Genomic DNA, 20,218 nt, shown 5'->3' with positions numbered 1-20,218 from the left:
CCGTCAGGCTCCGGGGCGTAAACCACACTGCTCCAGCAGATTCTGCCAACTGCGGGTATGTTCCATCATAGCGGTATCCAGCCTGCCCCAGAGGCTATTGTCTGTCTCCTCCGAGAGGTACCGCTGATACCAGGGGCGAAAACCTTCAGGCATCACCGCCAACTGCTGTTCCGCCAGCCTTGTCAATGGTCCCATCAGCGCCTGACTGGCCTGCCTCACATCGCTCAGATAAGGCTGCACCTTGCCAATATAAATACTGAAAAACATGTTCTGAACAATATCGGACTGATTATTGGGCTTGCCATTCAGGCAGAGTGGGCGCCCCTCGATACGCTGTCGGATCAACGCCGTAGCGTCGTCAAGCCTGGTTACAAGGAGTTGCGCGCTGTTGATGAGCTGCCCTGCCCGGGTCTCAGCCTGCCAACGTTGCTGCACTGGCCCGGCGAACTCGAGATCCACACCCACGTCACCGGCCAGTATCCGTGAGACAGCCTGATTTAACTGGCGAGCTTCCAGAGCCAGGTCGGAGACCGGATTGCCTTCTGCAGATACCGGGTATGAGCCCTTCGAGAGCGTAAACAGGCTCTCGACTTCCTCACCACCCAGAGTCGCGTTCCAGACCGCCACTGGCAGCGATGCACGCTTTTCCTTGATCGCACGCTCAAGGAGCACCACTAGCTCCTCGTCTTCCGTTTCCGGCAGGCAGTCGTTAGCGGCACGGATAAAACGAAGCTCATAACGCAATCGGTTCAGTGGCTGCATTACCCTGCCGAGAACAGAGTTTTTTTCGCCAACAACAACCTGCAACTCGCAGCCATAAAGTGACAGGAAATCCAGCATGCCCATATCCAGTTCGGGCATTGGCAAGGCGCGATCCCGTCGGCGCGGGAACAAGTCAGGGGATTCTATGGGGGATAACAAGGCTTCTGTTTCAAGAACCCGGGCAACCCGCTCCACATACTCATCCATCATGGAGCGGGCATCACTGAAAGGGTTGCAACCGGTGAGTACGCCGACAAGAAGTATCGAAACCAGCAACCGGATAATTCTGTGTCCGGGCATAATTACCTCACCGTTGCAGGACGTTCCTCATGTGCAGAAACCGAGGATCAGCGTCTTTTCAGAAGTTCATCCACCTCCGAAAAATTGCGGGCCACAAACCGGGACGTTTCAGGCAGATCACCATCCCGAACAAGCCATGCGGTTTGCATCCCGGCCTCTTCTGCCGCCGCCAGCTCTGCTTCCACATCCGACAGGAACAGTACCGTCCCGGCTTCAACACCGACTTCTCTGAGAATATTACGGTAGGAGTCCGATTCCTTCTTGCCACCGATACGGGTATCAAAGTAACCCGAAAAGTACGGAGTGAAATCCCCGTCAGTGGTATAACCGAAAATCAGTTTCTGCGCCTTGACCGATCCGGAGGAGTAGACAAACAACCGCAATCCGCGGTCATGCCAGCGCTGGAGATATTCGGCGGCATCATCATAAATGTGACCTTTCAGCTCGCCCTGATGATAGCCCTGCTCCCAGATCATTCCCTGCAGGGCCTTGAGCGGCGTTTCCTTCCGATCGTCACGAATCCAGCTCTGCAGGACCTCAATCAGACCATCCACGTCATTACCATCAACGCCCGCCGTCTCAGCCACAGCAGCGAGCTGTTCGGAGACCGCCTGATTATCCCTGTAGTGCTGACGCACAAACCCTGGCAAGTGTTCGCTGGCATATGGAAACAGCACGTCATGCACGAACGAGATCGAGCTGGTGGTCCCTTCGATGTCAGTCAGGACAACACGGATCATCCAGCAGCTCCTGCAAGCGCTTCATACCGGGGCAATGTTGAAGCAATCTCTTCACCGGTAAACTCGGCAACCCAGCCTTCAGTATTGGTAAACAGCCTGATACAGGTAAATTCCGGCTCCGGGCCCATATCAAACCAGTGACGGGTGCCGTCGGGAACGCTGATCAGATCGCTCTGTTCGCACAGAATGGCATACACCTGATCGCCGAAATGCAGGTAGAACAGACCATTACCGCGTACGAAAAAACGAACCTCATCTTCGCTGTGGGTGTGCTCATCCAGAAACTTCTGGCGAAACGCTTCCTTCTGAGGATTATCCGGGTTCAGGCTGACCACATCTGCAGTCTGGAAACCGCACTCTTTTTTCAGTTTCTCAACTTCCTGACTGTATGCATCCAGAATATCATCGGGCGAAGCGTCTGCCGGGAGATCCCGGGTATCCCAGCGTTCGAAGCGAACGCCGTGCTGTGACAGCATATCCCGGATTTCACTTGCCACTGTGGTAACTGTATGTGCCTGTTCAGGATGATCCTGGTGAAAAACACTCAATGTAGTCATGGGCGAACCCTCATGGTTTCAAGTTCACATTCAAACAGAAATTCAAAGGCTTCAACATGGCGCAGACAATCGGCCATAGTTTTGCCCCAGGTGTAAAGACCGTGGCCACGAATGAGGTAACCGGGCTGTTCCGGATGCTGCTCAAACCAACACTTGGTCTGTTCCGCCAGGGCATCGATATCCTGGGTATTTTCGAACACAGGAACGTCCAGCGTCGATTCATGAGTCTGTACGCCGCTGAATGCCTTCTGCAGTTCATAACCCTCCAGACTCAGGGGCTTGCCCGCAGGTAACAGGCGGCTCAGGACCGTAGCCTTAACGGAATGGGTGTGCAAAATGGCGCCAACATCCGGAAAAATCTGGTACAGAACGGTATGTAACCGGGTTTCAGCTGACGACTTACACTGGCTCTGGACTGGCTGCCCGGTAAGGTCTACGACCATCACATCACCCGAGCCCAGTTCGCCCTTATGGCGCCCGGACACGGTTATCGCAATATGATTCTCATCGATCCGAGCAGAGTAGTTGCTGCTGGTGGCCGGGGACCAGCCTCGGCCATAGAGGAAACGTCCCGCCGATATGATGGAATCGGCAGCAACGGCGTAACGGGTGACATCGAACACGGGCTCTCTCCCAGAGATCTCACGCTTTCAGAGCGCTCATTTGCCGACATTATAGGGATGGTGGAGTCGCCCGCAAATGGTGACGTGCTGCAATCAGGTCAGCAACAATGGAGATGGCAATCTCTGCAGGTGTTTTACTGGGGATGTTCACGCCGATCGGCGCCCGAAGCCGTTCCAGAACAGCCTCATCAAGCCCAAGGGACAACAGGCGCTCACGCCGGGCCTCGGAGGTTTGTTTCGACCCCATCGCCCCCACATAAAAGGCCTGGGAGACCAGGGCCGCCAGCAAGCCCATATCGTCAATCCGGGGATCATGTGCAAGGGCCAACACACCCGCCCAGGCATCGCTGAACTCAGAGGTAACCAGATCGTCTGGCAACTGCCTCACCAACGGAATATGGCTGTGAGCCCAGCCCTCCGCAAAAGCATCCCGGGGCTCACAGATGGTTACATCGAACTCCGCGGCAGAAGCAAATTCCGCTACGTATCTGGCGACTTCCCCAGCACCAATCAACAACAGGCGACACTCGGGCTGCAACCGGTGCTCAAGCGTCTCACCATCGAATCGGACGAAGGTACCATTCCCTGCCGGCGCAGGGGACACGTCAGGCCTATCGAGCTCACCGTTCAACGCTCGGTTTAATCCAACTCGCCGCACAACAGGCCGACGTTGTCTCATTGCGGTAACCAGTTCATCAATATGAGCGGATGCACTGTCAGACACGAGAGGCTCCACCAGTAAACGGATGGTTCCACCGCACGGCAACTGGAAATGGTCTCGATCCTGGTCGGTTATTCCATAATCGACCACCACCGGGTGCTCCGGGCATTCTGAAGACGTGCGCCGGAGAAGGTCCTCCTCAAGGCAGCCACCTGAGACCGACCCACTCCACAAGCCACTTTCACTGACCGCCAGCCAGGATCCTTTCGGGCGCGGTGAGGAACCCCAGGTTTCAACGATGGTGCAGAGCCAGACTTTCTGCCCCTGCACCAACCAGTCCTGAACATCACGGATCACCGACTCCTGTCCAGAAGACAGTGTGCGATCTCTCACTTCTTCTTGCCCCCTATCAGGCATTTGCTGTCAGCGGCAGCGAACGCTGGCGCTTGCCGGTTAACGCGAAGAGCGCGTTGCCCAGTGCAGGAATCACCGGAGGAACACCCGGTTCTCCAACGCCGGTAGGCGCTTCGTCATTTTCGACAATGTCTACCACGACTTCCGGCACTTCATACTGGCGCACCATCTGGTAATCATGGAAATTGCTTTGCTGAACAACGCCATCCCGGAACTCGATATTGCCGTAAAGCGCGGCCGTCAGACCAAAGATGGCACCACCCTCGATCTGGTCACGGACAATCTGGGGATTCACTACCTGGCCACAGTCTACCGCCGCAGACACCCGGTAAACCCGAATGGCGCCCCCTTCAATACCCGCTTCCACAACCTGCGCTACGTATGTGCCGAAGCTTCTGAACAGTGCAATACCGCGGGCACGACCTTCCGGCAGAGCCTCTCCCCAGTTTGCCAACCGGGCAGCCCGATCCAGCACTTCCAGGTGTCGCGGCTCGTTAGCCAGAAGCTTGCGACGGAACTCGTAAGGATCCTGACCGGCCTCATGAGCCAGTTCATCCATGAAGGTTTCAACCGCAAACCCATTGTGGGAGTATCCCACGGACCGCCACCAGGTGATCGGAATACCCGGGTCAGTGTGAGTGTGGCGAATATCAATATTGCTAACATCATAGGGATAGTCGATAGCCCCTTCGATGGCTGATACGTCTTTGGGCGTTGCCAGCCCTTCAGCCAGCACTCCGACCTTACCCAGCGTGCCGTACATGAACTTCGGTGCCCACGGGTACTGGGCCGGGGCTGCGTTACGCACATACCAGTCGAGGATTTGAGGCCCGACAATCTGGTGATGCCAGCCCGTAAGTTCACCATCGATGACCGAAGCTTTCATGCGGTGCAGCATCGCCGGGCGGTATAGATCGTGTTGAGTGTCTTCTTCCCGGGACCAGATAAGCTTCACGGGTTTTCCCACCCGGTAAGACGCTGCTGCAGCCTCTTCGATGTAATCCTGGACCAGACGGCGACCAAAGCCACCGCCGAGGAAGGTCGTGTTGACGGTTACATCATCCGGTGAGAGGTCGGTCATCCGGGCAACGGCTATCCGGCCAAGATCCGGCCCCTGAGTCGGTGCCCAGACTTCAGCGCTATCGCCCCGATACCAGACCGTTGCGTTCATGGGTTCCATGGTAGCATGGGCCAGATAGGGCTGTTCGTATTCAGCCTCAATAACGGAACCGGCCTTTTCGACAGCCTCGTCAAAGTCGCCTTCACTTCGCTCCGATTCCCCGGCATCGTCCTCAGCCGCTTCCCGATACCCTGTGAATACGTCCTCGTTGGATAGTGAGAGAGCCTCGGATTCATCCCACTCCACTTTCAGGGCAGCCTGGGCCTTTCGAGCCCGCCAGTATTTATCGGCAACGATTGCTACGCCGCGCTCAATTTCGAAGACGTCAATGACCCCCGGCATCGCCAGAACGTCGTCACCATTGAAGCCAAGCACGGTGCTTCCGTAGCGCGGCGCCCGCGTGACAACGCCGTAAACCATACCGGGCAGTTCGACATCAATACCGTATCCGGCGGTACCCGTGGATTTGGCAACAGCATCAAGGCGCTTGTCGGATTTGCCAATCAGCTTCCACTCGCTTCGCGGTTTAAGCGGTATTTCACCACGAATAATTTCTGCCGACGCCAGCTCGACCAGCTGGGCATACGGCACAGAATCAATACCATTAGGGTGAACAACCCGGCCGTCCTGGGCAGTGCATTTTCCAGCGTTAACGTTCCAGACCCTGGCACCTGCCATAATCAACATCTGGCGCGCCGAGGCCCCGGCTACCCGCAACGGCTCCCAAGCAGTTCCTACACTGGTGCTGCCCCCGGTCAGCTGGAGCTTGAACAAAGGATTGCGGTATTCCGGCGCAACGGGTGCAAAGCGCACAGATATGGATTCAGGAGGCACTTCAAGCTCTTCTGCAATCAGGGTAGTCAGGCCCGAATATGTTCCCTGCCCCATCTCAACCCGGTCCAGGGTAAACCATATGTCGCCAGTCTTGGTCAGCTCCAGCCAGGCACCAGCCTTCCAGTTTCCGGTTTCAGGGCTATACCCGCTCTGAATGCCAGCACAACCCGGTAAGGACATAGTCAACAGCAGGCTTCCGGAGGTGCCGGCACCAACCTTGAGAAAATCACGTCGATTCATCGCCATGTTATGCGCCCTCCTGCATAGAGGGCTCTACGATGCCGACGACTGATTCAACCGCCGCTACGATCCTTGAGTAGGTCCCGCAACGGCATATATTTCCTGTCATTGCGGCAACGATCTCATCCCGTGTCGGGGCAGGGTTCGTCTGCAGGAGGTGAGCGGCGCTCATAATCTGACCGGACTGGCAGTATCCACACTGGGGGACACCGTGATCCACCCACGCCTGCTGCAGCTCGTGCAGTTTACCCGGCTGGCCAAGACCCTCGATGGTGGTTACCTCTGAGCCAGCGGCCATATCCACTGGCGTTGAGCATGAACGCACCGGCGCCCCATTCAGGTGTACCGTACATGCCCCGCACAACCCGGCACCACAACCAAATTTGGTACCTTTCAGGCCGACTTCGTCTCTCAGTACCCAGAGTAACGGGGTATCGCCTTCTACCTCGAGCGTGTAGTCCTCACCATTTACCCTCAGATCCACTGCCATCCGGAACTCTCCCCTGCAGACCACTTACGGGTCTTTTTATTTTTCGTTGTTGTGGCAAACGTCTGCTGTCGTTACTTGACGATTACTTGACGATTTCTTCACCGTCTTTATTTACCCAGATCTTGCGTTCTCCGGTTTCCATCTGACCGTTGGAATTCCAGACTTCCCGATTTTCGGTTGCGTCGTTCAACTTACCGTTGTCGTTCCAGATCACTCTGTCCTTGCAACCCGCCAGGGCAACCACGGAAATCACTACCAGCAGCATTAACTTTTTCATGCGATATACCTCCTTAACTACCGCAGTAACGGTACTTAAAACTGTCCAAGTTTACAGAGCCCGGTTAACGGCTCCCATGACGCTCACGATTATTCTGCTTATCGCGTTCACTTTTTCGGACCATGACATAAACCGCACCGGTTCCGCCATGGTGTTTCTGGGCCGAATGGAACGCTAGCACATCCTCCAGCTCCGGCAGCCACTTCGCCACATAACTTTTCAACTGGGCAATACCGTCAGGATTCCGCTCTCCCTTACCATGCAGGATGATGACCGAGCGCAACCCATAACGCACACAGTCGCCAATGAACGAAAAGACTTCCCGGCGGGCTTCTTCAACAGTCATCCGGTGCAAATCCAGCCGCGCCTCAATCGGATATTGCCCCAAGCGCAGTTTTCGGAACACGCCGTGCTGAACGCCTGGCCGCTGCCAACTCAATATATCGTGGGACTTCAATGGCTCCACGATGTCTGACGTCAACGGGTTCCGGTCCTTGACTGGCGTGGCAACGGCAGAGCGCTGACGCTCCATATGCCCTGGTGTCAGGTCACGCGGGGTCTGTACCTCGGCTCTGTTCGGCTTTTTGATTCGCCGGACATCTTTCATCTCTTCGAGAAAGCTCAGGCGTTCGTCTTTCGTGGTCATGGCAAAAGTAAAAAGTTACCGTTTGGATTCAGGAACTTTACCACCCCCTCCCAACGCCATAAAGCAAAGCGTTGAGGGATCAGCCCTGCGACCAAAATCGTAAGGTCTTCTGGAAAGTCACTGAACTACACTGCAAACTGACAATAAGAACAATCTAAGGGCCCCCGGCATGGCAGCAGCGAATCAGGACAGCTCCCGATCCCAGAATACCCGCGCAATCATGGGATTTCTCCGTGAGCACGCTCCCTTCTCGAATATGGACGACCGGCACCTCGCACTTTTCGCAGACAATGCCACCCTGCGTTTTTTCGCCGATGGCGATGTCGTGCTTTCGCCGGATGACGGAGTAGTCAAACGGTTTTACGTTGTAAAACAGGGGCGGATTCGTGGCGAACGCCAGAACGAAAAAGATGATCGTCTGGAAACCACGTTTGAAATCAGTCTGGGCGAATGTTTCCCCCTGGCTGCGCTCATTGGAGAACGCCCCACGCAGACACTCCACCGTGCCGATGGCGATACGTTCTGCCTGAGCATCGAACAGGATGCCTTTATCACCCTGTTTTCAGAGAGTGATACGTTTCGCGACTTCTGTCTGCGCGGCGTCAGCAGCCTCCTGGATCAGGTCAACCAGCGCATTCAGTCCGGCGCTATGGCCTCGATGGGTTCCAGCAATACCCTGGACACGCCTCTGGAACGCTATGCTTTACGCAACCCTATCGTCTGTTCGCCCGATGTTCCGGTGCGAAAGGCCGTGGCCCGAATGCACGAAAACAATGTTGGCAGCATCATCATTACTGATGACAACCGGCACCCCACGGGCATCTTCACCTTGCGGGACCTGAGGTCAATGATCGCCAAGGGAGAGGCTCCGCTGGATACTCCGATTCAGCAGGTGATGACCTCAGAACCCTGCCGCCTCCCCGCTCACGCCGATGCCTTTGAAGCGGCAATGCTCATGGCAGAACACCATTTTGCCCACCTGTGCGTGGTTGATGAGGAAGACCACCTGATCGGGGTCGTCTCGGAACGCGATTTGTTCGCCTTGCAACGAGTGGATCTGGTAAATCTGGCTCGCACCATCGGGACGGCGACCCACCTGAGGACGCTGGTCAGCCTTCGGTCCGATGTTTCCCGTCTGGTCGACGCGATGCTTGCCCACGGAGCGGACTCCGGACAGGTCGTAAAAATCATTACCACGCTCAACGATGTTACTGTCCGAAGAGTGCTTGAACTGAATCTGAAGAAGAACGACCCCGGCATCCCGTTTACCTGGCTCACCTTCGGCAGTGAAGGACGCCAGGAGCAGACGCTGCTGACAGACCAGGACAACGGCATCCTGTTCCAGACGCCCGAGGGCATGACCGAGGAAGAAGTCCGGGAAAAACTGCTGCCGTTTGCTCAAACCGTTAACAAGGAACTGGCGGAATGCGGGTTTACCCTGTGCAAGGGCAATATCATGGCGAGTAATCCCAAACTGTGCCTTAGTGAACGTGAGTGGGACGACTGGTTCATTCGGTTTATTGATGCCTCCACACCACAGAACCTGGTGTATTCGTCGATCTTCCTCGACATGAGGGCCGTATTTGGACCAACAGCTCCCCTGCATAATTTGCTGGAAAAGGTACTCACCCGAATCCGCAAAAACGCCCTGTTCCAGAAAATGCTCGCGGGCAATGCCCTGCAACGCAAGCCTCCACTAACCATGTTCCGCAACTTCCGCTACCTGAATGACGAGGGCAACAAGCACTCACTGGACCTGAAACGCCAGGGGCTTGCCCCCTTTGTTGAGTCTGTACGGGTTTTTGCCCTCGCGAACGGAGTTGAGGTGGCAAACACACTGGAACGGATGGATGAACTGGCGCGGAAAGGCGTATTCGATCCGAAAGATGCCAACGCCTGGAAAGAAGGCTACAGCCTGATACAGGCCATACGCATGCGCGCCCACCAGGAAATGCTGAATCAGGGCGAGGACCTGAGTAACTTTATTGACCCGGATGACCTGAACCCGCTGGATCGCCGCATTCTCAGGGAATCCTTCCGCCAGGCACAACGCCTCCAGCAAAAGCTTGAAGTCACCTATCAACTCTGAGGCCCCGACCCGCCATGCTGGAGCAGATCAGACAGTGGTTACATAATCGCCGAGGAGGCCCGGTTGGCAGCCATGATACGGATAATCTGCCGAACCCCAAAACGCCGGGAGAACAGCTACTCTCCGACGCCCGACTCATCGTTCTGGACCTGGAAACAACAGGTCTGAATGCCGCCAAGGACGAAGTAATCGCCATTGGTGCAGTCGCCATTCGTGGCGGCACGATCCCCCTGGAAGACCAGTTTGACCTCATCCTGCGCCGGCCGGAACTGGATATCCGTGAAACAGTGCTGATCCACGGCATCGGCCCCGAAGCACTGACTCAGGGACATGAGACAGAAGATGCTCTTCTTCATCTGCTCGAATGGATGAACGGAGACCCCATACTTGCCTACCACTCCGCCTTCGACCAACGCTTTCTGGAAAAAACCCTGAAGGCTCAGCTCGGCTACACGCAATCACACACCTGGATGGATGTCGCAGATATCCTTCCCACCTTCTTTCCTGACGCAAGGACCGGCGGCAAAGGCCTCGATCACTGGGCGGACTACTTCGGCCTGGAGGTCAGCGCACGTCATCATGCTGCCGCAGATGCTCTCGCCACCGCTGAATTGACGCTGATCGCCCTGAACAAGGCCAAAAAAGAAGGCGTTAAAACCCTCCTGAACCTCAGCGAAAAGATCAAATACTACCGACGTCTGCAAAACATGCATCGGTTTTGAGATAAGTCAAAACCACCTTGCGACTCTGCTCCAATTTGAGGCAAATAGTTGAGAATTAGACCTTTTGCCAATATCCATATATTGCTTGACCAGTAAAGTCGGAGGGGACAACAGTCGGAGAAATACTTATATGAATAATAAATTCTCTAACACGAAAGCCTCACTAAAAATCTATCCAACCTCCACAACAACAACACAGGAGTGAAAACTATGTCAGGTCATAGCTACGACGCTGAACAATACTGGAAGGCGAACCTCCGCCTGATATTCGGGAGCCTGATTGTCTGGGCTCTGGTATCCTACGGTTTCGCAATCCTCCTTCGTCCCATGCTCGCAGGCATTAGTGTCGGCGGCACAGATCTGGGCTTCTGGTTCGCCCAGCAAGGCTCCATTCTTGCCTTCATCGTACTGATCTTCCACTACGCGTGGCGCATGAACAAGATCGACGAAAAATTCGGCGTGCATGAGGAGTAAGACAGAATGAGCCAATTTGCGATTAACCTACTTTTCGTAGGGGGTTCTTTCCTCCTCTACATCGGCATTGCTATCTGGGCGAAAGCCGGCAGCACCAAGGACTTCTATGTTGCGGGCGGCGGCGTTCACCCGATCACCAACGGTGCGGCTATTGGCGCAGACTGGATGTCAGCGGCATCCTTCATTTCCATGGCGGGCCTGATTGCGGCCGGTGGTTATGCAAACTCCACCTTCCTGATGGGCTGGACCGGTGGTTACGTACTGCTGGCCATGCTGTTGGCTCCGTACCTGCGGAAGTTTGGCAAGTTCACCGTCCCCGAGTTCATCGGTGACCGTTACTACAGCAGCAACGCGCGTCTGGTCGCGGTAATCTGCCTGATCGTAGCGTCCGTAACCTACGTAATCGGCCAGATGGCCGGTGCTGGTGTTGCCTTCTCCCGCTTCCTGGAAGTGGATGCGACCACGGGTCTGATCATCGCAGCGGTTGTTGTATTCATGTACGCCGTTCTCGGTGGCATGAAAGGCATTACCTACACTCAGGTTGCCCAGTACTGCGTGCTGATCGTGGCTTATACCATTCCTGCGGTATTCATCTCCCTGCAACTGACGGGCAATCCGATTCCGGGTCTGGGTATGTTCTCCACCCACACTGAATCCGGCATGCCTCTGCTGGCCAAACTGAACCAGGTTATTACTGATCTGGGCTTCAATGAGTACACCGCTGATGTTGATAACAAACTCAACATGGTCCTCTTCACCCTGTCCCTGATGATCGGTACGGCTGGTCTGCCACACGTCATCATCCGCTTCTTCACAGTACCGAAGGTGGCTGATGCACGCTGGTCCGGCGGCTGGGCTCTGGTGTTCATTGCCCTGCTGTACCTGACGGCTCCGGCTGTAGCTTCCATGGCTCGCCTGAACCTGATGACCACCATTTATCCTGATGGCACCGCGGCTGCTCCGATTGAGTACGAAGCGCGCCCGAATTGGGTCAAGGAGTGGGAAGTTACCGGTCTGATCAAGTTTGAAGACAAGAACGAAGATGGCCGCATCCAGCTCTACAACGACAGCGAAGCGTTCAAAGCTGAAGCTGAGTCCCGTGGCTGGAACGGAAACGAGCTGACTGTAAACCGGGATATCCTGGTACTGGCCAACCCTGAAATCGCCAACCTGCCTGGTTGGGTTATCGGCCTGATCGCTGCTGGTGGTCTGGCAGCCGCGCTGTCCACAGCCGCGGGTCTGTTGCTGGCCATCTCGTCTGCGGTGAGTCACGACCTCATCAAAGGCCGCTTCAACCCGGAAATTTCGGATAAAGGTGAGCTAATGGCAGCGCGTATCTCCATGGGCGTCGCCATCGTAGTCGCTACTTATCTGGGCGCTAACCCTCCGGGATTCGCAGCACAGGTAGTGGCCCTCGCCTTCGGTATCGCGGCAGCCTCGCTGTTCCCGGCTCTGATGATGGGTATCTTCTCCAAGCGGGTTAACAACAAGGGCGCCATCGCAGGTATGCTCTCCGGTCTGATCTTCACCCTGGTCTACATCTTCGTGTACAAGGGCTGGTTCTTCATTCCGGGCACCAACAACCTGGCCGACACTCCGGCTAACTGGGTACTGGGTATCTCCCCGCTGTCCATCGGTGCCATTGGTGCAATCGTCAACTTTGCGGTAGCCTTCGTTGTATCCAACGCAACTGAAGAGCCGCCCGTTGAGATTCAGGAGCTGGTTGAGAGCGTTCGCTACCCACGCGGTGCCGGACAGGCTTCAGACCACTAAGCAACACATCAACCTGATTCAGTTCATGAATTGACAGGTTGATACCGAACGGGCTTCCTCAACGAGGGAGCCCGTTCTTTTTTAAGGAAACTGAGTTTATGTTCTGGACCTTTGTAGCCACCGTATTCTGCGGGCTCGGTGCAGCCGGTATAGCCCTGGGCATCAGAGCCGCAACGAACAAAAAGGCCCCTCGCTGGATCATTCCGGTTTTCGCCGGAGCCGGCATGCTTGCTTACCTCGTCTATGGCGAATACACCTGGTATGAACACAAAAAAAGCCTCCTGCCCGAAGAAGCCGTTATTGTTGATACGGAAGATGAAGGCATCTTCTGGCGACCCTGGACCTTTGTTGTCCCCTATGTGAGCGCGTTTTCCACGGTCGACGTCAAAAGCATCAGCCGTGATACCAACAACCCGGATATTCTCCGTTTCACACTCTACAGATTTGAGCAGAAGGTAACCGATGCTGTGTCACATCGAGTCCACCTGATTAACTGTAAAAGCCGGGAACTCGTGCCCCTGGGCTCTGATGGCACTCCGAGGGTCGATAATATGAAAGTTCTTGGCAAGACTGACCCATTGGTACAGACAGTCTGTTCAAACTGATTAGAACCATTCCCTTACTTGAAGCGATAGACAACGAGAAGAGCGTTCCATGATAAGCGCCTGGTTGCTGGTACTCATTTCCATCACCTACATTTCCATTTTGTTTGTCATCGCCTGGGCCGGTGACAAACACCCGGGGTTGTATCGGCAACGACTCGCCCGCACCCATATCTATGCGCTATCGCTGGCCGTTTACTTCACGTCCTGGACCTTTTACGGGGCTGTAGGCCGGGCAACACAGGAAGGGCTGGGGTTTCTTCCAATCTATCTTGGCCCGCTGTTGGTCTTTCTGTTTGGCGCCCCCCTGCTCCGCCGCATCATCTATATCAGCAAGCGCAATAACAGTACTTCCATCGCTGATTTCATAGCGTCCCGATACGGTAAGTCACAGCTACTCGCCGCCATGATTGCAACCTTTGCACTCATTGGCAGCGTGCCGTATATCGCCCTGCAGCTTAAAGCGATTGCCATGGGCTTTAACGTACTGTCGGAAACCGGTACCGGATACCAGGAACTGAGCTCAGCAGCCTGGAACGACTCCGCCTGGTATATCACTCTGGCACTTGCCGTCTTCACAGTGCTTTTTGGCACCCGTCATCTGGAATCTACCGAGCATCATCGGGGCATGATCCAGGCGGTAGCGTTTGAGTCCCTGATAAAACTGGTGGCGTTCGTCGCCGTCGGTCTGTTTGTCGGCTATGGGCTCTATGGCGGCTTTGGTGATCTGCTGGGACGGGTAAAAGATGCGGATCTCGTCGGGACGCTGACAACCGATGGGCTACAGGCGCCGGCGTTCATCACCCAGACACTGGTCGCCATGCTGGCAATCATCTGCCTGCCGAGGCAGTTCCACGTCATGGTGGTCGAAAACACCGATCATCGGGATTTCGAGTTTGCCCGCTGGGCCATGCCGATTTACCTGATTGTAGCCAGCGCCTTCGTACTGCCAATAGCCGCAGCGGGTATGCTGGTTCCGGAAGGCGTCAACGCCAATCCCGACATCCTGATTCTCCAGCTACCGATCATGGCCGGTGAAAAGTGGCTCGCCATCCTGGCCTTTCTGGGCGGCGGATCCGCAGCCGCAGCCATGGTCATTGTCTGTTCTGTAGCCATCGCCACCATGGTGAGCAACGAGATCATCATGCCGGCGCTACTCAAATTCTTCCGCCCCGGAATGAACCGAAGAACAGACCTGAGCTATCTGCTTCTCAGCATCCGGCGGGTTGCCATCTTCGTGGTGCTTCTGACGGCTTACGGCTTCTACCGCATGGCTGGCGAGGATTACAGCCTCACAGCATTCGGTTTGCTGTCCTTCGCCGCTGCGGCTCAGTTCGGCCCGGCGCTGGTTGGTGGCATCATCTGGCGGAGAGGCAACTACATGGGCGCGGTCTGGGGACTGGGCCTTGGTTTCCTGGTCTGGAGCTACACCCTTCTTCTACCTGCCCTGGCCACCACTGGCTGGCTGTCGGACACTCTGGTTAACGATGGCATTCTGGGCCTTGGCTGGACCCGCCCCACGGCGCTGTTCGGGTCAAACCTTGATCAGATCAGCCATGGCATCATCTGGAGTCTTGGCGTTAACACGGTAACCTATATCGTGCTGTCCATGCTGACCCGCCAGAGAGTTCGCGAAAAAATCCAGATTGCCTCCTTCTTCCATGATCCACAACCCAAGGCAGAAACTGCACAGCACCAGAGTTGGCAGGGCGAAATCCTCATTTCCGACCTCCAGGCTCTCACCGACCGTTTCATGGGTGAAGATCGCTCGGAAACTATTTTTCGTAACTACGAACGCCGAAATGCAATCCGTCTGCATCCTCACCGGCCAGCCTCCACCCACTTGATGAAGTACATCGAGCGGCAACTGGCGTCAGTGATTGGTGCATCCACTGCCCGGGTTGTCCTGGAATCGACTCTGACCGGCAGAGACATGCAAATAGAGGACGTCGTCAGTATTGTCGATGAGGCCTCTCAGGCCATGACCTTCAGCCGGGAATTGCTGCAGTCAGCCATTGAAAACATCAGCATCGGGGTTTCTGTCGTCAACCACCAACAACAGCTCGTTGTCTGGAACCACCGTTACCGGGACCTGTTCACCTACCCCAAGGGCTTCGTCAGGGTAGGTCGCCCCGTCGAAGACCTTATGCGCTATAACCTCACCAATGCCAACCTTTCCGCCCGTCGCATCGATGAAATCATTGCTAACCGGTGTGACAGCATGCGCGAGGGGCGGCCGATGTCCTATGAGCGCCAACGCCCGGATGGTACGGTCCTGCGCATCGACGGAAGCCCCATACCCGGCGGTGGATACGTTACAACGTTCCAGGACATCACTGCCATGCGGCGGACGGAACAGGCCCTGAAAGAAACCAACATCTACCTCGAACAGCGGGTCAAAGAACGTACCCAGGAACTCCAGGTCATCAACGAACAAATGCTCAAGGCGAAGTCCGTGGCGGAGCAGGCAAACCAGAGTAAAACCCGCTTTCTTGCATCAGCAAGCCACGACCTGCTCCAGCCGCTGAACGCGGCCCGTCTCTTTACCTCGGCACTCGCTGGCAAGGCTGAAGACGGTGAGATGAAGGAGCTAGTGGAGCATATCGACAGTTCCCTCGGTGCAGCGGAGGAGATCATCAGCACTCTGCTGGATATTTCGAAACTGGACGCCGGGGCACTTGAACCAAATATCGGCGTATTCCCCGTCAATGACCTGCTCAGGCACCTTGCGACAGACTTCTCCGCTATCGCCAAGGACCAGGGCCTTGATCTTCACGTTGTCCCGAGCAGCGCCTGGATACGGTCTGACGCCAAGCTGTTGCGGAGGGTTGTTCAGAACTTCCTGTCAAACGCCATCCGCTACACATCTGATGGACGCATTCTCCTCGGCTGTCGTCGTCTGAAGGGCTATATCCGGATTGAAGTGTGGGACACAGGGCCGGGCATTCCGGAAGATCAGCTCGCCCATATCTTCGAAGAGTTCCGCCGATTCCAGCAAGGACGGGATAAAAAGGGGCTGGGGCTGGGGCTGGCTATCGTTGATCGTATCAGTGGTATGCTGAATCACCCGGTCACGGTCCATTCGGTACAGGGACGGGGCAGTGTGTTCGGCATTACAGTTCCCGCAGCCGTACCCGACCAGAGCCAGGTGGCAGCACCGAAGTCGAGCAGCAGCTCCCGACGAGTTTCAAATCTCGGTGGCCTGCATGTTCTCTGCATCGACAACGACGCGGCAATTTTGCAAGGCATGGCCGCCTTGCTTGGAAACTGGCAATGCGATGTCACTGCCGCAGAAAGTCTCGAAGACGCGCTGCAAAAACTCGGTGACCGGACACCAGAAATCATCCTGGCCGACTACCAACTGGATGACAACAAAAACGGGCTGGATGCAATGGATGCCGTGCGGAGCCGTCTAGGTTCCGACATCCCCGGCATTCTGATAACAGGGTATATGGCACCGGAAGTTCGGGAAGATGCGATCAATCGCGGCTACCATATACTCTATAAGCCAGTGAAGCCGGCGGCTCTGCGGGCGCTGGTCAATAAACTACTCAAATAGAAGCGAGAATGGCTGAAATCGGTCCGCGAAGCGGCATCAATCCCTTTGGAAAGCTCAGTTATCTTGTCATTGATGACTTTGAGAGTTTCCGCTTGTCCATGAGGCAAATGCTCCGAAGTTGCGGCGCGGACAATATCGAGCTGGTATCCCATGCAGCGCCCGCGGTTCAGTATTGCACCTATAACCACGTGGATGTGGTGCTCTGCGACTACAACCTGGGCGAAGGCCGGAACGGCCAGCACATTCTGGAGGAACTCCGCCACAAGAAGCTGTTACGGAGATCATCCCTGTTCCTGATGGTAACCGCAGAAACATCCAAGGAAATGGTCATGGGGGCTAGGGAATACCAACCCGATGGCTACCTGACCAAGCCCATCAACCGCGCCATGCTCGAAAAACGCCTTGGTAGCCTGATTGAGCAGCGCAATGCGCTTTTGCCAATTAACAGAGAGATCGACAGGGAAAATTATCCCGAAGCCATCTCGCTGTGCCTGCAAATGCTTCCGAAACAGCCCCGCTACAAAACCTGGCTGATGAAAACCCTGGGCGACCTCTATTTTCAACTCGGCGACATGGCTCATGCCATCAAGGTATATGACGATGTGCTGGCCCAACGCGAACTGTCCTGGGCCCGGCTTGGTAAGTGCAAGATACTGCTCGCCAATAGAAGCTACGACGATGCAGTCCGGGGACTCCGAGAGCTGATAGAGAGCCACCCCGACTATATGGAGGCCTACGATCTCCTGGCCGAAGGCCTGAAACGGCAGGGCCGACTTCCACAAGCCCAGCAGGCGCTCCAGAAAGCGATTGAGCACTCTCCCAACGCCCTACTCCGACAAAAGCATCTCGCGGAACTCGCAGCGTCAAATCAGGATATGGATACGGCCTCAGATGCCTGGCGTCGTACCGTTGATCTGGGCACCTACTCCATACACGACAGTTCCGAGCATTATCTGGCGCTCAGCCAGACTCTATCGGACCTTAGCGAAGGAAATACCGAACCCGAAAGTGCCAGCCAGGCTAACGAAGCACTGAGCATCCTCGGAAAAATGGAAAAGCGCTTCTCCAACGAAGATGGCATTGAAACCAGAAGCCGGGTTATACAATGCCGTATCCATGCTGGTCAGGGCCGGCAGCAGGAGGCAGAAAAAATCCTGGCGACGGTAAAAGGAGAGTTCAATTCGCTGGAGGATATCAGCCCGGATGCAGGCCTTGATTACGCAAAGACATTGTTCAGGTTGGGACACCAGGGTGAGGCAAAAAGCTTCCTTGTGGATCTGGCCCAGCGCTTTGCAGCAAATCCAGACATACTCGCCAAAATTGAAGCACTCCTGGATGAACCCGTCGGTTTCCGGCAGAAACTGCAAGCGCGAACCCTGAACCGTGACGGCATAAAAGCCTTTGAATCCGGCCAACTGGATGCCGCAGCACAAGCCTTCAGCAAAGCACTGAGCATTGTTCCTGACCATGCAGCATTGAATCTGAACCTGATACAGGTTTACCTCAAGCAGTCAGAAAGCTCGCCTACTCCAGGCACACTACTCGACAAGTGTCGACAACTTATCAGCCACCTGGATACTTTGCCGGAGCAGCATCGCCAATATCGACGCTACACTGCCCTGAGACGCAAGCTGGAAGGAATGAACCGATGACGGAGAAGACCGTAACAGCGCAAGATAGCCCTCAAATGGATCAGAGTATCGATTTCTCGATGGTTCTGGCGTCCGCTGTACACGACATGAAGAACTCTCTTGGAATGCTCCTCAATAGCCTTGATGAGCTTCGTCAGGAGAACGAGAACACGCTGCGAGATTCAAAGCAGTTCAATATGCTGCAGTATGAAGCCGAGCGCATGCACAATGACCTGGTACAACTGCTCGGTATCTACCGGTTAGGCGAAAACAATCTTTCCGCCCATATCGAAGAACATTACGTTCCGGATTTCCTTTCCGAGCATCTGGCGCGGCACACACCCCTGCTCGAAGGCCTCGGCATAGACTATTCCGTCGCTGCTGAAGATATAAACGGTTTCTTCGATGCAGACTTGCTCACAGGTGTGCTCAACAACACGATCAATAATGCCATACGCTACACCCAAAGCAGGATTCGTCTGACAGCACATATGAATGACGGAAGCCTCGTCATAGGCGTTGAAGACGATGGCAACGGGTATCCCGTAAACATGCAGCATAGCGGAACCCTCAATTTTAAATCGCTGGATTTCAATAGCGGCAGCACCAGTCTTGGGCTGTTCTTCGCGTCTTCCGTCGCTCAACTGCATAGCAATGGAAGTGTGACTGGCTCGATCAGACTGCACAACGGCGGCGAATACGGTGGTGGAGTGTTCGAGATCTGGTTACCCTGAGCCAGACGACGCCAGATTCAGGAACGGAGAATCCTATGGCACGGGCGCATGCACTGATTATTGAAGACTCATCCACCGCGCGTATTCTTTTGTCGCGCATGCTCGAGAGAGCAGATATTAGCAGCCGTGGCGTTGCCAGTGCCGAGGAAGCCTTTCCTCTGTTACAAAGCGAGCCCTTCGACCTGATATTTCTGGATCACCTTCTCCCTGGTATGGATGGCTTCGAAGCCCTGAAAAAGCTGAAAAGCGATGCCGAAACCCGGGATATACCCGTTTTCATGTACACCTCCCAGAATGCCGAAAAGTACATTCAGGAAGCCCGCGCTCTGGGTGCTAACGGTGTCATCCGTAAGCAGGTGGACAGGGAACAACTCATTACGACCCTAGATCAGATTCTGAGAGAGCCCCCCGAATCCGGCGAAAGCCTCGCCCTGAGGGCCGCTGTTGAGGGAGCAGAACAGGGAGCCAGGGAAAGCCTGGAACAAGCATCCCGGCGTATAACCGGGCGCTTGTCTACGGTAGAAGTTGCTTACGAGGAACTGGAGGAAGACGTTCGCGAGCTTCGCACAGCGGTTAATACACTGAGAAACCAGCGAATAGAAGATGCTGCCCGTAGCCGATTCCGTATACGACTGCTGTGCGTGAGTTTACTGGCAGTCGTCGCTGTACTGGCGTTACTTGTGTTCTGGCAAATAAGTCTTCTGGGCAGCCACATCGAGCAGGCTGACGGGCAATTTGAATTGCTCCGCGGGGTTGTCAGAGGACTTGTCGAATTGGTTGGAGAGTAAATCCCTCTTTCCAGTTTGGTCCCGGAGGTTTCCATCAGGCAATAAAAAACCCCAGCATCAAGGATGCTGGGGTTTAGGTATTAAGCGCCTGACGATGACCTACTCTCACATGGGCAACGCCACACTACCATCGGCGCAGGACTGTTTCACTTCTGAGTTCGGGATGGGATCAGGTGGTTCCA

The 20,218-nt window shown here is 55.3% G+C and carries 18 protein-coding genes and 1 rRNA gene; 9 read left to right on the top strand and 10 right to left on the bottom strand.

Annotated features, from left to right (window positions below):
- Positions 1-3: 3 nt before the first annotated feature.
- The 9 genes from FWJ25_RS09755 to smrA all read right to left on the bottom strand — a co-directional run bounded on the left by FWJ25_RS09755 (position 4) and on the right by smrA (position 7,664).
- Complete coding sequence (locus FWJ25_RS09755; RefSeq protein WP_149600104.1) at positions 4-1,062, bottom strand: DUF3080 domain-containing protein; 1,059 nt, start codon at positions 1,060-1,062, stop codon at positions 4-6.
- Positions 1,063-1,109: 47 nt separating this feature from the next.
- Entirely contained in the window at positions 1,110-1,802 is a 693-nt protein-coding gene (gene mtnC, locus FWJ25_RS09750; RefSeq protein WP_149600103.1) for an acireductone synthase, read from the bottom strand.
- Positions 1,799-2,359 carry a 1,2-dihydroxy-3-keto-5-methylthiopentene dioxygenase gene (locus tag FWJ25_RS09745; RefSeq protein WP_149600102.1) on the bottom strand — a complete coding sequence of 187 codons (561 nt, stop codon included), beginning with the start codon at positions 2,357-2,359 and terminating at the stop codon, positions 1,799-1,801. The genes mtnC and FWJ25_RS09745 overlap by 4 nt, the downstream gene beginning before the upstream one ends.
- Positions 2,356-2,982: a methylthioribulose 1-phosphate dehydratase gene (locus tag FWJ25_RS09740; RefSeq protein WP_149600101.1), complete on the bottom strand. Its 627-nt coding sequence runs from the start codon at positions 2,980-2,982 to the stop codon at positions 2,356-2,358. Before FWJ25_RS09740 ends, FWJ25_RS09745 begins: the two co-directional genes overlap by 4 nt.
- Positions 2,983-3,031: 49 nt before the next feature.
- Entirely contained in the window at positions 3,032-4,036 is a 1,005-nt protein-coding gene (locus FWJ25_RS09735) for an XdhC family protein (RefSeq protein WP_246166752.1), read from the bottom strand.
- A 16-nt stretch (positions 4,037-4,052) separates the two neighbouring features.
- On the bottom strand, positions 4,053-6,257 hold the full coding sequence (locus FWJ25_RS09730) for a xanthine dehydrogenase family protein molybdopterin-binding subunit (RefSeq protein WP_149600099.1): 2,205 nt from the start codon (positions 6,255-6,257) through the stop codon (positions 4,053-4,055).
- 1 nt (position 6,258) lies between these two features.
- Entirely contained in the window at positions 6,259-6,741 is a 483-nt protein-coding gene (locus FWJ25_RS09725) for a (2Fe-2S)-binding protein (RefSeq protein ID WP_149600098.1), read from the bottom strand.
- 82 nt (positions 6,742-6,823) lie between these two features.
- Entirely contained in the window at positions 6,824-7,018 is a 195-nt protein-coding gene (locus FWJ25_RS09720; protein WP_149600097.1) for a hypothetical protein, read from the bottom strand.
- Positions 7,019-7,082: 64 nt separating this feature from the next.
- Complete coding sequence (gene smrA / locus FWJ25_RS09715) at positions 7,083-7,664, bottom strand: DNA endonuclease SmrA (protein ID WP_149600096.1); 582 nt, start codon at positions 7,662-7,664, stop codon at positions 7,083-7,085.
- Between the two features lie 169 nt (positions 7,665-7,833).
- Here smrA and FWJ25_RS09710 point away from each other — a divergent pair, with 169 nt between their 5' ends.
- The 9 genes from FWJ25_RS09710 to FWJ25_RS09670 all read left to right on the top strand — a co-directional run bounded on the left by FWJ25_RS09710 (position 7,834) and on the right by FWJ25_RS09670 (position 20,036).
- Positions 7,834-9,753 carry a putative nucleotidyltransferase substrate binding domain-containing protein gene (locus FWJ25_RS09710; RefSeq protein WP_149600095.1) on the top strand — a complete coding sequence of 640 codons (1,920 nt, stop codon included), beginning with the start codon at positions 7,834-7,836 and terminating at the stop codon, positions 9,751-9,753.
- Between the two features lie 14 nt (positions 9,754-9,767).
- Positions 9,768-10,475: a 3'-5' exonuclease gene (locus tag FWJ25_RS09705; protein WP_149600094.1), complete on the top strand. Its 708-nt coding sequence runs from the start codon at positions 9,768-9,770 to the stop codon at positions 10,473-10,475.
- A 210-nt stretch (positions 10,476-10,685) separates the two neighbouring features.
- Entirely contained in the window at positions 10,686-10,949 is a 264-nt protein-coding gene (locus FWJ25_RS09700; RefSeq protein ID WP_149600093.1) for a DUF4212 domain-containing protein, read from the top strand.
- A gap of 6 nt (positions 10,950-10,955) precedes the next feature.
- Positions 10,956-12,722 carry a sodium:solute symporter family protein gene (locus FWJ25_RS09695; RefSeq protein ID WP_149600092.1) on the top strand — a complete coding sequence of 589 codons (1,767 nt, stop codon included), beginning with the start codon at positions 10,956-10,958 and terminating at the stop codon, positions 12,720-12,722.
- Positions 12,723-12,820: 98 nt separating this feature from the next.
- Complete coding sequence (locus FWJ25_RS09690) at positions 12,821-13,327, top strand: hypothetical protein (protein WP_149600091.1); 507 nt, start codon at positions 12,821-12,823, stop codon at positions 13,325-13,327.
- Between the two features lie 49 nt (positions 13,328-13,376).
- On the top strand, positions 13,377-16,883 hold the full coding sequence (locus tag FWJ25_RS09685; protein ID WP_149600090.1) for a hybrid sensor histidine kinase/response regulator: 3,507 nt from the start codon (positions 13,377-13,379) through the stop codon (positions 16,881-16,883).
- A gap of 8 nt (positions 16,884-16,891) precedes the next feature.
- Complete coding sequence (locus FWJ25_RS09680) at positions 16,892-18,535, top strand: tetratricopeptide repeat-containing response regulator (RefSeq protein ID WP_149600089.1); 1,644 nt, start codon at positions 16,892-16,894, stop codon at positions 18,533-18,535.
- Complete coding sequence (locus FWJ25_RS09675) at positions 18,532-19,248, top strand: sensor histidine kinase (RefSeq protein WP_246166750.1); 717 nt, start codon at positions 18,532-18,534, stop codon at positions 19,246-19,248. The genes FWJ25_RS09680 and FWJ25_RS09675 overlap by 4 nt, the downstream gene beginning before the upstream one ends.
- A gap of 35 nt (positions 19,249-19,283) precedes the next feature.
- Positions 19,284-20,036, top strand: coding sequence for a response regulator (locus tag FWJ25_RS09670; RefSeq protein ID WP_149600088.1), 753 nt, complete (start codon positions 19,284-19,286; stop codon positions 20,034-20,036).
- 86 nt (positions 20,037-20,122) lie between these two features.
- Here FWJ25_RS09670 and rrf read toward each other — a convergent pair.
- Positions 20,123-20,218, bottom strand: a 5S ribosomal RNA gene (gene rrf, locus FWJ25_RS09665); the annotation flags it as partial.

It is taken from the genome of Marinobacter salinexigens, from assembly GCF_008370345.1.
GTDB lineage: Bacteria > Pseudomonadota > Gammaproteobacteria > Pseudomonadales > Oleiphilaceae > Marinobacter > Marinobacter salinexigens.
Note: the sequence above shows the minus strand (reverse complement) of the source record. Positions and strands in the feature narration are given on the sequence as shown.